This is a genomic window from Thermophilibacter sp. (genome assembly GCF_966187215.1).
Window position 1 is genome coordinate 1 of sequence record NZ_CBIFYV010000025.1, and the last position, 13,381, is coordinate 13,381.

At 72.9% G+C, this 13,381-nt stretch carries 12 protein-coding genes; 11 read left to right on the forward strand and 1 reads right to left on the reverse strand.

Annotation, left to right across the window (positions count from 1 at the left end):
* The first annotated feature begins 175 nt into the window (after nucleotides 1-175).
* From ACWTSU_RS02495 to ACWTSU_RS02545, 11 genes are all read left to right on the forward strand, one after another.
* A complete protein-coding gene (locus ACWTSU_RS02495; RefSeq protein WP_455138300.1) occupies nucleotides 176-751 on the forward strand; it encodes a DUF948 domain-containing protein in 576 nt (191 codons plus the stop codon).
* Nucleotides 751-1,116, forward strand: a complete 366-nt coding sequence (locus tag ACWTSU_RS02500) for an ATP-binding protein (protein ID WP_455138301.1) — start codon at nucleotides 751-753, stop codon at nucleotides 1,114-1,116. Before ACWTSU_RS02495 ends, ACWTSU_RS02500 begins: the two co-directional genes overlap by 1 nt.
* Nucleotides 1,106-1,945: a SigB/SigF/SigG family RNA polymerase sigma factor gene (locus tag ACWTSU_RS02505; RefSeq protein WP_455138302.1), complete on the forward strand. Its 840-nt coding sequence runs from the start codon at nucleotides 1,106-1,108 to the stop codon at nucleotides 1,943-1,945. Before ACWTSU_RS02500 ends, ACWTSU_RS02505 begins: the two co-directional genes overlap by 11 nt.
* A gap of 21 nt (nucleotides 1,946-1,966) precedes the next feature.
* The gene (locus ACWTSU_RS02510; RefSeq protein ID WP_455138303.1) at nucleotides 1,967-3,310 is read left to right on the forward strand and encodes an AI-2E family transporter; all 1,344 of its coding nucleotides are present in this window, start codon (nucleotides 1,967-1,969) and stop codon (nucleotides 3,308-3,310) included.
* A 280-nt stretch (nucleotides 3,311-3,590) separates the two neighbouring features.
* On the forward strand, nucleotides 3,591-6,251 hold the full coding sequence (gene alaS, locus ACWTSU_RS02515; protein ID WP_455138304.1) for an alanine--tRNA ligase: 2,661 nt from the start codon (nucleotides 3,591-3,593) through the stop codon (nucleotides 6,249-6,251).
* On the forward strand, nucleotides 6,251-6,664 hold the full coding sequence (ruvX, locus tag ACWTSU_RS02520; RefSeq protein WP_455138305.1) for a Holliday junction resolvase RuvX: 414 nt from the start codon (nucleotides 6,251-6,253) through the stop codon (nucleotides 6,662-6,664). Before alaS ends, ruvX begins: the two co-directional genes overlap by 1 nt.
* Nucleotides 6,665-6,673: 9 nt before the next feature.
* Entirely contained in the window at nucleotides 6,674-7,939 is a 1,266-nt protein-coding gene (mltG, locus tag ACWTSU_RS02525) for an endolytic transglycosylase MltG (protein ID WP_455138306.1), read from the forward strand.
* A gap of 11 nt (nucleotides 7,940-7,950) precedes the next feature.
* On the forward strand, nucleotides 7,951-8,451 hold the full coding sequence (locus tag ACWTSU_RS02530; protein ID WP_455138307.1) for a YqeG family HAD IIIA-type phosphatase: 501 nt from the start codon (nucleotides 7,951-7,953) through the stop codon (nucleotides 8,449-8,451).
* Between the two features lie 103 nt (nucleotides 8,452-8,554).
* A complete protein-coding gene (locus ACWTSU_RS02535) occupies nucleotides 8,555-9,100 on the forward strand; it encodes a shikimate kinase (RefSeq protein ID WP_455138308.1) in 546 nt (181 codons plus the stop codon).
* Entirely contained in the window at nucleotides 9,097-10,329 is a 1,233-nt protein-coding gene (locus tag ACWTSU_RS02540) for a 3-dehydroquinate synthase (protein WP_455138309.1), read from the forward strand. The genes ACWTSU_RS02535 and ACWTSU_RS02540 overlap by 4 nt, the downstream gene beginning before the upstream one ends.
* Before the next feature lie 84 nt (nucleotides 10,330-10,413).
* Nucleotides 10,414-11,541: a M24 family metallopeptidase gene (locus tag ACWTSU_RS02545; protein WP_455138310.1), complete on the forward strand. Its 1,128-nt coding sequence runs from the start codon at nucleotides 10,414-10,416 to the stop codon at nucleotides 11,539-11,541.
* A 425-nt stretch (nucleotides 11,542-11,966) separates the two neighbouring features.
* Here the strand turns inward: ACWTSU_RS02545 and ACWTSU_RS02550 are convergent, their stop codons facing one another.
* Nucleotides 11,967-13,328 (reverse strand): IS3 family transposase, encoded by a 1,362-nt coding sequence (locus ACWTSU_RS02550; protein ID WP_455138311.1) that lies wholly within the window; start codon nucleotides 13,326-13,328, stop codon nucleotides 11,967-11,969.
* Between the last annotated feature and the right edge of the window lie 53 nt (nucleotides 13,329-13,381).

Sequence of the window (13,381 nt, forward strand, 5' to 3'; positions counted from 1 at the left end):
CATAGTGCAGATTATAGGGAGGGGCGTGGTCATTTTCTTTTTCCCCTCCCCGATCCCTCCCCCACCCCCCCCTCGTCCCCGTTTCCACGGCACCGACCGCTGAGGCGCACGCGGGTATGGCCGCGGCGCGGTCGGGTAGAATGGCCCAGAGAGCACCGTCGTCTGAGGGGGCGTCATGGAACAGATTCTGCCCGTCGCGCTGGTCGTGCTGGTCTGCGTGGGCGTGTGGGCCGTCGTGGAGGTCGCGCTCACCATGCGCTCCGCGCGCCGCGACATCGACAAGCTGACCTCGTCGGCCACCGAGGTGATCGAGCAGGCGCAGCCCGTGGTGGCCAAGCTCGACGGCATCGCCGACGAGCTGGAGCCCGCGGCCAAGCGCGTGACGCCGCTGCTCGAGCGCACCGAGGGCGCCGTGGGCACCGCCGACGAGTCGCTCGCGCGCCTGAACGGCATCCTCGGCGACGTCTCGTCGGTCTCGGGCGCCGCCTCGAGCGTCACCGACGCCGTGAGGGGCGTGGCCGAGAGCGCGGCCTCCGGCGTGGCCGGCGTGGTCTCGCGCCTGCGCGGCGAGACCCCGGCCTCCGAGCGCGCGCCCAAGCTCGACGGCGCCGCCGCGCCCGAGCCGCCCGCCCCCGCCGACGACGCCCGCGGCGAGGAGCGCTACGTCGACTACGGCGCGGTCGCCGGTGACGCGCGGGCCACGGACGAGGAGGCCCCCGCCGCCAGCGCCGAGCCCCAGAAGGAGGACTGATGAGCGAGAAGCACGCACGGCTCAGCGTGCCGGCCGAGGCGGCGTTCGCCCGTTCGGTGCGCATGACGGCGGCGGCCCTCGCCGTGGGCTGCGACATGAGCGTCGAGGACGTCGAGGACGTCCGCATGATCGCGGAGGAGGGCTTCGTCTACAGCTGCGCCTCCGCCCCCGAGCGGGTGGACGTGAGCTTCTCGCTGGGCGCGGGCCGCATGGCCATGGACTTCTCGCTGGGCGCCGCCCGTCCGGACGACGACTCGATCGAGCTGGCGCGCGCCCTGCTCGGCGCCGTCTGCGACGAGTTCGGCGTCTCCGACGACGGCGCCACGCTGCACCTCGCCCGACGAGCGGGGTCCCATGACGAGTAGGGCCCGCGCGCAGCAGCCGACGCCGGCCCGCGCGCCGCTTCGCGTGCCGGCCGGCCGCCCCGCGTGGGACAAGGAACGCACGCACGAGCTCTTCCGCCGCTACAAGCAGGAGGGCGACGCCGAGGCGCGCGACCAGCTGATCGTGAGCCACCTCAACCTCGTGCGCTTCCTCGCGTCCAAGTTCAAGAACCGCGGCGAGTCGCTCGACGACCTCGTGCAGGTGGGCACCATCGGCCTGATCAAGGCCATCGACCGCTTCGACCCGTCGCGCGGCCTAGAGTTCACCACCTACGCCACGCCCACGATCATGGGCGAGATCAAGCGCCACTTCCGCGACAAGGGCTGGTCGGTGCGCGTGCCGCGCCGCCTGCAGGAGCTCTCGGCCAAGGTCACGCAGGCCACCGACGACCTGACGACCGAGCTGCAGCGCAGCCCCTCGGTCGACGAGATCGCCGCGCGCCTGGGCGTCTCGGTCGACGAGGTGCTCGAGGCGATGGAGTCGTCGAGCGCCTACAGCTCCGTGCCGCTCGAGGGCGGCGGCTCCTCGGACGACGAGGACGCCCCCGCGGTCATCGACCACTACGCCACCGAGGACGAGGACCTCGCCTCCTCGGACGACCGCATGGTCCTCGAGGACGCCATCGCGGACTTCTCGCCGCGCGAGCGCGACGTCATCCGCATGCGCTTCGTGGACGGGCTCACGCAGGTGCAGATCGCCGAGCGCCTGGGCGTCTCGCAGGTGCAGGTCTCGCGCCTGCTGCGCCGGACGCTCCGCCGGCTTCAGGACAAGATCGAGCCGGGGGGCCGCGCGGCCGACGCGCGCGCCTAGCCCGCCGGGGGAGGAGGGGCCGTGACGCGCTCCCCGTGGGACCGCTACGCCACCTGGCGCACGCGCGCCGTGGTCGCCTGGGCGCTCGTGGGCGCGATCGCGCTGTTCGCGCTCGCGATCCGCGGGCTCGCCATCGTGGGGCAGGCCGTTGAGCTCCTGCTCGTGGGCGCCGTCGTGGGCTTCGTCTGCAGCCCGCTCACCAACTGGCTCGAGGAGCGGCGCCTGCCGCGCGGCCTGGCGGCACTGCTGTCGCTGCTGGCGGTCGCGGCGGCCGTCGTCGTGGTCCTCGCGATGTTCGTGGGGCCGTTTCTGCGCGAGCTCATGACGCTTTTGCGGAGCGTGCCGACGTACGTCTCGCAGCTGCAGGACATGCTCGAGGCGCTGTGGGACGCGCTCGGCACCTCGGGCACCGGCGGCAACGTCCAGGCCCTGGTCAACGGCCTGGTCTCGGTGCTGTCGGACGCCGGCACCTCCATGGCCTCCGACCTCGCCCGCCAGCTCTCGTCCGGCCTGGTGGCCAACCTCGCCGACGCGGCGGGGCACCTGGTCACGATCTTCCTCGGCCTCATCCTGGCCTACTGGTTCGCGCTCGACTACCCCAAGATCATGCGCGAGATCGCGGTCATCGCCGGTCCCGACCACGACGAGGACGTGGTGCTGACCTTCGCGGTGCTGTCGCGCTCGGTGGGCGGCTACATGCGCGGCACGCTCATCACGTCGCTGGTCAACGGCGCGCTCGTGGGCGCCGCCCTGGCGCTGATCGGCCACCCCTACGCTGGGCTTCTCGGCATCGCCACGTTCGTCCTGCACTTCGTGCCGGTGGTGGGACCGTTCCTCTCGTCGATCTCGGCGGTGCTGCTGGGCCTGCTCGCCAGCCCCGTCATCGCGTTCTGGACGCTGGTCGTCACCGTGGTGGCCCAGAACGTCACCGACAACGTGATCTCGCCGGTCGTGATGAGCAACTCGGTGAAGATCCACCCGGCGCTGTCGCTCGTGGGCATCATCATCGGCGGCTGCCTGGGCGGGCCCGTGGGCATGGTGCTGGCCGTGCCGCTCACGGCGGCCATCAAGGGGCTGTTCGTCTACTACTTCGAGACGCACACGGGCCGGCGCATCGTCTCGCGCGACGGGGCGCTCTTCGACGGCACGCCCTTCTCGCGCCCCGACGGTCGGCCGATGCCCGCCTTCGACGCCCTCGACGACGACACCTTCATCGCGCGCTCGCGCCTGCTCGCGGACCTCGCGCGCCTCCACGGCGACGACGAGGACCTGACCGAGCCCGCCGTCCCCGCCGACGAGCGGGTCGGCGCGCCGGACGCCGAGAAGGGCGCGGGCGAGAGGGACGACGACCCCGCCGCCCGCTGACGTGCGGCAACCTGACGCTTTCCGCCTCGATGCCGTCCGGAGTCCGCATCCCAACCGTTGAGGTGCGGCTTCCGGACGCTTTTCTCGTCAGAAGCGTCAGCTCGCCGCATGCCAACCGCAGAGGTGCGGTCCCCTGACGCTTTCCGTCGGCCGGGGACGGGCCGCGTCTCCACGCGCAACTGAGGATTGTTGGGGAGAAGCCCGGCGGGCGGGTGGGGCGGCGGCAGTCGCGCTATACTGAGACGGTTTGAGACCCACGCACCCGACCCGGGGGAGACCCATGAGCACCGCCGACTACAAGACCATGACCACCGCCGAGATCCGCGAGGACTTCCTGCGCTTCTTCGAGGAGAAGGGCTGCAAGCTGTGCCCGTCCTCGTCGCTGGTGCCGGACGACCCGTCGCTTCTGCTGACCAACGCGGGCATGAACCAGTTCAAGGAGTACTACCAGGGCAAGCGCACCATGGCCGAGATCGGCGCCTGCTCGTGCCAGAAGTGCCTGCGCACCAACGACATCGACAACATCGGCGACGCCACGCACCTCAGCTTCTTCGAGATGCTCGGCAACTTCAGCTTCGGCGGCTACACCAAGGCCGACGCCATCGCCTGGGCCTATGACTTCATCACGAGCCCGGAGCACCTGGGGCTGCCCAAGGACCGCCTCTACATGACCGTCTTCGAGGACGACGACGAGGCCATCGAGCTGTGGCACGCGCAGGGCGTCCCGTACGACCACATCAGCCGCCTGGGCGCCGACGACAACTTCTGGGCGGCCGGTCCCACCGGCCCGTGCGGCCCGTGCTCCGAGATCTACTTCGACCAGGGCGAGGAGTTCGGCTGCGGCAAGCCCACGTGCGGCCCCGGCTGCGACGACTGCAATCGCTTCCTCGAGTTCTGGAACCTCGTCTTCACGCAGTACGACCGGCAGGAGGACGGCTCGATGCCGGACCTGCCGCACAAGAACATCGACACCGGCATGGGCCTCGAGCGCATCGCGGCCATCATGCAGCACAAGTCGACCAACTATGACGGCGACCTGCTCCAGGGCCTCATCGCGGTGGGCGCGCGCCTGTCGGGCCGCTCCTACGGCGACGACGAGGCGGCCGACCGGTCCCTGCGCATCGTGGCCGACCACGCCCGCGCCGTCACGTTCATGATCGGCGACGGCATCCTGCCGGGCAACGAGGGCCGCGGCTACGTGCTGCGCCGCCTCCTGCGCCGCGCCGTCTACCACGGGCGCCTCCTCGGCATCGAGGGCGCCTTCCTCACCACCTACGTCGACGAGGTCTGCCGCCTCATGGGCGACGTCTACCCGGCCATCGTCGAGAACCGCTCGCTGATCGAGGGCATCGTCGCGGCCGAGGAGGAGCGCTTCGGCGCCACCCTCGCGGCGGGCGAGGAGAGCCTCGCCAACGAGCTCGAGGGCCTGGCCGAGGGCGCCGCGCTGCCCGGCGCCGTGGCCTTCAAGCTGCACGACACCTACGGCTTCCCCATCGACCTCACCCGCGAGATCTGCGCGGCCGCCGGCCACGAGGTGGACATGGACGCCTTCGACGCCTGCATGACGGAGCAGCGCGAGCGCGCCCGCGCCTCGGCCAACCGCGACGCCTGGGGCACCTTCAACGACGTGTGGACCGAGCTCTCCGACACCCTGCCCGCCACCGAGTTCCGCGGCTACGACGCCAACGAGTCCGCCGCGCGCGTGCTGGCCATCGTGGCGGACGGCGCCTCCGTGGAGCGCGCCGGCGCGGGCGACGAGGTCGAGGTCGTGCTCGACGCCACGCCGTTCTACGCCGAGATGGGCGGCCAGGTGGGCGACACCGGCGTCATCACGGCGAGCGGCGCGCGCCTGCGCGTCACCGACACCAAGGCCAAGGGCGGCCTCTACGCCCACGAGGCCACGGTCGAGGAGGGCGAGCTGGCCGTGGGCGACGAGGTCACGGCCGCGATCGACGCCGGCCGCCGCGAGCTCATCCGTCGCAACCACACCGCCACCCACCTGCTCGACGCCGCGCTCAAGCGCGTGCTCGGCGACCACGTGAGCCAGGCCGGCTCGCTCGTGGCCCCCGACCGCCTGCGCTTCGACTTCACGCACTTCGAGGCCGTCACGACCGACGAGCTCGCCCGCATCGAGGGCATGGTCAACGCCGAGATCTTCGCGGCCGAGCCCATCGTGACCCGCGTCATGGGCCTCGAGGAGGCCAAGGCCTCCGGCGCCGTGGCGCTCTTCGGCGAGAAGTACGGCGACGTGGTCCGCGTGGTCTCCACCGGCGAGTCCGACGCGCCCTTCTCGCGCGAGCTCTGCGGCGGCACGCACGCCCGCAACACCGCCGACCTCGGCCTGTTCAAGATCGTCTCCGAGAGCTCGGTGGGCTCCAACGCCCGCCGCATCGAGGCCGTGACCTCGATGGGCGCGATCGAGTACGTGGACGAGCGCCTGCTCGCCCTCGACGAGGCCGCCCGCGAGCTCAGGTGCCGCCCGGCCGACGTGGCCGAGCGCGCGGCGGCGCTCCAGCGCGAGCTGCACGAGTCCCGCAAGGCGCTCGAGGCGGCCACCACGGGCGCCGGCTCCAACCAGGTGGCCGCCGCGTGGTCCGGCGCGGTCCAGCTCGACGGCTACAAGGCCGTGGTCGCGCGCCTGGAGGGGCTCGGCGGCAAGGAGATGCGCTCGGCCTGGGACGGCATCCGCGACGCGGCGGGCGGCGAGCCCGTGGCGTGCGTGATCGCCTCCGCCACGCCCGACGGCAAGGTGGCCCTGCTCGCCGGCGGCACCGACGCCGCCGTGGCCGCGGGCTTCTCGGCCGGCGACGTCATCAAGCGGATCGCGGGCCTGGTGGGCGGCCGCGGCGGCGGCCGGCCCAACATGGCGCAGGCTGGCGGCTCCGACGCCTCCGGCATCGACGCCGCGCTCGACGCCGCCCGCGAGGCGCTCGGCATCTAGTGCGCGCGCTCGCCCTCGACATCGGCGAGGTCCGCGTCGGCGTGGCCGTGAGCGACCCCGCCGGGCGCGTGGCCTCGCCGGTCTGCGTCCTGCCCGCCGCGGAGGTGCTCGCGCACGCGCGGAGCTTCCGCCGCGTGCTCGAGGACTGGGAGCCCGAGCTTCTCGTCTGCGGGCTGCCCCGCACGATGGCGGGCGAGGAGGGACCCCAGGCCGCGCGCATCAAGGAGCAGGCGCAAAGGATCGCCGAGTCCTGCGGACTTCCGCTGGAGTTTGCCGACGAGCGCCTCTCGTCGGCGGAAGCCAAGCGTATCCTGAGGGAGCAGGGCCTCTCCGAGCGCTCCATGCGCGGCAGGGTCGACATGGTAGCCGCCTCCCTGTTCCTGCAGTCCTGGCTGGACGCCAGGCAGAGCTGAAGGGCAACGATGGCCGCACACAACGGCAGCTCCCCCCGGCACGGGGGCTCGCACTTCTCGACGGGCGCCCGCCCGTCCGGTCGCACCGCCTCGTCCCACGCCCCCGCGCCGCGCCCCGGCGCGACGGGCACCGTGGGCACCGGCCGCGTCTCGCGCCGCACCGCCGACGCCACGCGCCGCGCCTCCGCGCGCCGCGGCGCCACCCACCGGGCGCGCGCCGTCTCCTCCTCCCAGCGTCGCCGCCGCGTGCCGCTCGCGGCGATCGCCGTGGCGGGGACGCTCGTGATCGCCGCGCTCGTGGCCTTCGTGCTCGTTCCGGCGCTGCTCCCGTCGGGCGACGCCGGGGACCGCCCGGCCGTGGCGGACGGCACCGAGGTCACCTTCACCGTGCCGGACGGCTCCGGGGCCGGCGCGGTGGCCCAGATTCTCTACGACAACGGCCTCATCGACGACCAGAGCGCGTTTCTCTCCGAGATCCGCCGCACCGAGTCCGAGTCGCTGATCAAGAGCGGCTCGTACCGCGTCGTCGCGGGCACCGACGACACCGACATCATCGAGCTGCTCACCACCGGCCCCAACGCCTCCACGGCCACGCTGACCGTTCCGGAGGGCTACACCGTCTCCCAGGTCGCCCAGGCGGTCCAGGACTCCCTCGGCATCTCGGCGGACGACTTCCTCGCCCAGGCCAAGGCCTCCAACTACGCGGCCGACTACGCGTTCCTCTCCGCCGCGGCCGACGACTCGCTCGAGGGGTTCCTCTTCCCCAAGACCTACGACTTCTCCGGCGCGCAGAGCGTGGACGCCGACACCGTGATTCGCGCGATGCTCGACCAGTACCAGGCCGAGGTCGGCCCGCTCGACCTCGACGCGGCCGCCGCGGCGCTCTCCTCGCGCTACGGCATCGAGGTGGACGGCTACGACGTGCTGACGATGGCCTCGATCGTGGAGCGCGAGGCCGTGACCGACGAGCAGCGCCCGCAGGTGGCCTCGGTCTTCTACAACCGCCTCGCCGCGGGCATGCGCCTGCAGAGCGACGCCACGCTGACCTACTCGCTGGGCCGCGCGGCCACCGCCGACGAGATCAACACCCTCGACGACCCCTACAACACCAACCTGCGCGACGGGCTCACGCCCACGCCGATCTGCTCGCCGAGCCTCGCCTCGGTCCAGGCCGCGATGGAGCCCGCCGACACGAGCTACTACTACTTCTACATCACCTCCGACACGGCGCAGTTCTCCGAGACCTACGACGAGCACATGCGGGCGTACTCGTAGGGGGGAGAGCGATGGGCCTCTTCCGAGCGAGCCGCTACGTGGCCGCGCTGCCGCTGGTCAGCGTTGACGAGCTGGTGGCGGGCGGCGTGCGCCTGGTGCTCCTGGACCGTGACAACACCTGCGTCCCGCGCGACGCCGAGGCCGCCCCGGCCGACGTGGCGGCGTGGCTCGGCCGCGCCCGCGCGGCGGGCCTGGAGCTGTGCCTGGTCTCCAACAACTTCCACACCTCCCAGGTGAGCCGGTCGGCGCGCGAGCTGGGGGTGGACTTCGTGGACCACGCGATGAAGCCGTCGCCGCTCGCGCTGCGCCGCGCGATGCGGCGCTTCTCGGCGCGCCCGGACGAGACCGTCATGATCGGTGACCAGGTCTTCACCGACGTCGCGGCCGGCAACCTCGCCGGGGTGCGCACGGTGCTCGTGCGCCCGCAGTCGAGAAGCGACCTCTGGTACACGCACGTCTTCCGCGTCTTCGAGCGCCTGGCCCTGCGCGGCGTCACCTTCGACGGCGAGTAGGGGAGCGGCCCGCGGCCGGCCGAACGTTGCCATTTCGTGGCAGCGGGGCCCGCGCGGGCGCGCCCTGCTAGAATCAGGGGCCAGTGCGAGCAAGGGAGGTGCGGTGTCAGCGGGTTCGGGATACGTGGTGCACGACGGGTGCGACCACCTCTTCTTCGTGGGGTTCCTCGGCGCGGGCAAGTCGACGCTCGCGCGCAACCTCGGCTCGCTGTTCCACCGCCCGCACGTCGATACCGACCGCATGGTCGAGCGCGCGCTCGGCCGCTCGGTCGCGCAGATCTTCGCCGAGGAGGGCGAGGCTCGCTTCCGCGACGCCGAGACCGAGCAGCTGCGCCGCCTCGCGTCGCGCAAGTCGCTGCTCGTGAGCTGCGGCGGCGGCATCGTCGAGCGCCCTGAGAACTGCGCGCTCATGCACGAGATGGGCACCGTGGTCTTCCTCGACGGCGACCTCGCCGACTCCCTGCGCCAGATCAGGCGCCCCGAGCTCCGGCCCGACCTGGGCACGGCCGATCACGCGGCCCGGGTCTACCGTCACCGCCGCCCGCTCTACGAGGCGGCGGCCGACATCACGATCGACATCCGCAACAAGACGTTCGAGCAGGTGGCCACCGACGCCGGCCAGCTGCTCTGGGAGAGGGGCCTGCTATGAGCGACGAGAAGCTCGCGGAGACCGGCGGCGAGAGGGACGCGGCGGGGGAGGCCCCGGTCGCGGGGGAGGCGACCGTCGCGGGGGAGGCGCCCGAGCCCGCGGCGGCCGCCCCGGCGCCCTCGCCCGACCCCGAGGTCGCCCCGCGCCCGGCGCGGCAGTGGGTCAGCATGCGCGCCGCCTCGCTCGACCTGCGCGTCGGCGCCGGCGCGCTCCCCGCGCTCGCGCACGTGCTCAGGACCTCGGCTGGGCGGCCCCACGCCTGCGCGCTCGTGAGCGAGCCGGGCGCGCCCGACGACGCGGTGTCCGCGCTGCGCGACAACCTCTCGGCCGAGGGGTTCGAGGTGCGCCCGATCGAGCTCGCCGAGCGCGCCTGCAGCATGGAGGCGGCGCTCGCGCTGGACGCCCTTCTCGGCGAGGCGCGCGTGACGAGCGACGACGTGGTGGTGGCCGTGGGCGGCCGCGAGACGCTCTCGATGGCGTCGTTCGCCTGCTCCACCTGGTGCGGCGGCGTGCCGCTGGCGCTCGTCCCCACCGACCTCGCGAGCGCGCTGGCCTCGGCCGTGACGCCGCGCGCGCTCGACGCCGCCGGCCTGCCGCGCATGGTCGCGCAGGACGGCATGGCGCGCTACCTGGCCGTGGACGAGGCCCTTCTCGCCTGCGACCCCAAGAGCGAGCCGGCCCTTCTCGCCCGCGCGCTCATGGCGCAGACCGCCTGCTGCGAGTCCGACCGCACCTTCGGGCGGCTCTGGGACGGCGTCGACGGGCTGGTCTCGGGCGACGCGGCCGCGGTCGCGGAGCGCTTCCAGGACAGCGTCCGGATGCGCGGCAAGGTCGCCTCGTCGGCGTCGGCCGCCACGCGCCAGTCGCTCGAGCTCGGCACCACGTTCGCGCACGTGCTGCGCGCCCTGGCCCCCGAGGTCGCGCCGAGCACGGCGCTGGCCGACGGCATCCGGTTCGCCTCGCGACTCTCGGTGGCGCTCGGCTCGCTCGAGATCGACGAGATGCTCACGATCGACGACCTGCTCGCGCGCCTCGGCCTCGACACGGCCCGCGCGCGGGTGAGCCCGGACGACCTCGCGCGCGGCCTGCGCGAGGAGCGCTACCGGCGCACCAACCGGCTCATGCTCGCGCTGCCCCGCGCGCTCGGCCGCACCCGCCTCTCGGTGGTGACCGACGAGCTGCTCGCCGAGCACGCCGCGGCCTGGTGCGGCTCCCGCCCGAGCGACTAGCGGCCGCCCCGGGACCTTCGCGCCCCACTCGTCACGACCCTCCCCTCGGTCACCCCCTGTCCCACCTGAGAGAAAGGAACCAAGATGGCAGATGCAACGGCCTGCGCCGGGCGCGTGGAGCGCCTGCGCGCCCTGATGGCGGAGCGTGGCTACGACGCCGTGATCCTGCGCAACAACCCCGACCTGCGCTGGCTCACCGGCGCCGAGCGCACCTTCGACGACGAGGTGGCCCACACGGCGTTCGTGACCGCCGACGGCCTGTGGCTGCACACCGACTCGCGCTACTACAACACCTTCGTCGAGCGCCTGGGCGCGGACTGCGCCTGGCGGCTCGACATGGAGATCGTGGACGCCCCGGCGTGGGCGGCCGCGCGCGTGCGCGAGACGCGCAGCCGCGTGGTGGCCGTGGAGGACACCTGCGACCTCGCGTTCTATGACGAGCTCCTCGTGGAGCTCGACCGCGCGGGCGTGGCGGCGCTCACCCCGCGCCTGCACGGCGACATCTGCGACCTGCGCATGGTCAAGGACGCCGAGGAGGTCGCGCTCATGCGCGAGGCCCAGCGCATCACCGACGAGGCCTTCGACCACATCTGCGCCTACATCAAGCCCGGCATGACCGAGCAGCAGATTCGCGCGGAGCTCGAGAACTACATGCTCAGCCACGGCGCCGACGGCCTCTCGTTCGGCACGATCATCGCGGCCGGCCCCAACGGGGCCAACCCGCACGCCCAGCCCGGCCCCTACGTGGTCGGGGAGGGCGACCTCATCGTCATGGACTACGGCGCGCTCTACCACGACTACCACGCCGACATGACCCGCACCGTGGCCGTGGGCGAGCCGAGCGCCGAGCAGCGCGCCGTCTACGACGCCGTGCGCAAGGCCAACGAGACCTGCGAGGCCGCCATCCGCGCCGGGGTCATCGGCCGCGACATCCACCAGCTCGCCGTCGACACGATCTGCGGCGAGGGCTTCGAGGACTGCGTCTTCGTGCACGGCCTCGGCCACGGCGTGGGTATCCAGATCCACGAGCGGCCCAACTTCAACCGTCGCTGGGACCAGCCGATCCCCGCGGGCGCGGTGGTCACGGTGGAGCCCGGCGCCTACATCCCGGGCCGCTTCGGCATCCGCCTGGAGGACTTCGGCCTCGTGACCGAGGACGGCTACGAGCCCTTCACCCAGAGCACCCACGACCTCGTGGTCGTCGGCAGGTAGCGGGCGAGAAGAACCTGCTGGTCGCGGCCGTCGGGGCGCCCTGCGCGCCCCGACGGCCTCTTGCGTGCGCGTCGCCCTTCTCGACCGGCGCCCTTCTCGCCCCGCTCGCCGGGGCCCGATTAACGCGCAGAATCGGACATGCGCGTTATTTTGGCCTGCTGATATAGAAAGTTGTGCTTTATTCTGCGCGTTATTCTCTCGCGTGCCGCGCCCTTCTCGCCGCGCGGGCACACAGATGCCGCATGTGTGTGGTCGCGGCCCGCAAAAGACGCTTTTGGGTGCCCGTGCGGACACAGATGACGAGCAATTCGACAACTGTGTCCGCACGGGCGCACCTTACCTGGCCCTTTGTCGCCGTGTGTCGGCCGATGGCACACAGATGCCGCTTTTGTGGGCCACGGGGGGTGCGGACATATTCTTGGACACTACGCGGCGAGCCCCAGGTCCCTCCGGTACTGGTCGGGGCTCCTCCAGCCGAGCGAGCGCTTGATCCTGCGCGAGTTGTAGTACTCGAGGTAGCCGGCGAGCAGCGCGGAGAACTCGCCGAAGCCGACGCCCGACCAGTCCCTGCCGTGGAAGAACTCCTGCTTCAGCCTCCCGAAGAAGCCCTCCGCCGCGGCGTTGTCGGGGCTGCGGCCCTTGCGGGACATGCTCCTCACGACGCCGTGGCGCTCGCAGATCTCCGCCCAGCCCGGCCAGCGGTAGTGGCAGCCGCGGTCGGTGTGCAGGACCGGGGCCTCGCCCGGGGCCAGGGTCGCGCAGGCGGCCTCGAGCATGGACTCGGACATGCGCGCGTCCGGGCTCTCCGAGAGCGACCAGGCGACGACCCTGCCGTCGAAGCAGTCCACGACCGGCGAGAGCCAGCACCTGCCGGAGCCGATCGTGAACATGGTGACGTCCGTGACCCACAGCTCGTTGGGGCGGGCGGCCGAGAAGTCGTGGGAGCCGTCGGGGCGCAGGGGCAGGTTCGGCGGCGCGGGCGAGGTCTCCCCCTCGTAGCTGCTCCAGCGCGACGGGGCGCGCAGGTAGCGGACCACGAGCCCCTCCTCGCGCATGACCCTCCTCACGACCTTCTCCGAGACCCTCACGGGGTCGGACGGGTCGGCCCTGAGCCGCGCCCACAGGGTCCTGTAGCCCCAGGTGCGCCGGCCCTCCTCGAACAGGGCCCTCAGCCGGGCCCGCAGCGGGGCGAGCCGGTCGGGCGCCGAGCGGCGGGCGCGCTGGTAGTAGTAGGTGCTGCGCGCCAGCCCGGCGGCCGCCAGGGCGTCGCGGAGGCCGAACTCGCCCCTCAGGGCGTCGGCGACCTCAGCCCTCTCGGCCGACGTCAGGCCCTCCGGCCCCCGGCCGGGGGCGCCTCCTTTTAGGACGTCCAACACCGCCTCGGCCCGGGCGAGCTCGAGCCTGAGCGCCCGGTTCTCCGCCCTCAGGGCCTCGAGGTCGGCGGGGTCCGCGGGCGGCGGCGTGGCGACCTCGAGGTCGCGGCGGGACGCGAGGGACACGGCCCCCTCCCTCCTCGCGGCGCGGGCCCAGCCGCGCACGGTCTCCGGGTGGCAGCCGAGGCCGGCGGCGACGGCCGCCGGGTCCTCCCCGGCGAGCGCCCTGCGGGCGGCCTCGGCCCTCTGCGCCACAGTATACGGCGGGTGCCAGCCCACGCGCGGGGACCCGGCGAGCCAGCCCCTCAGGGCGCTCTCCGAGACGAGCCCGGACTCGCGGGCGAACCTCCCGGGCGCCATCCCGGACTCCCTGAACAGCTCGACTATGGCCTGCCTGTCGTCTTCCCGGTACATGCGGACCTCCGTCCCGGACGCCTCGGGCGTCCAACTTTTCGTCCGCACCCCCA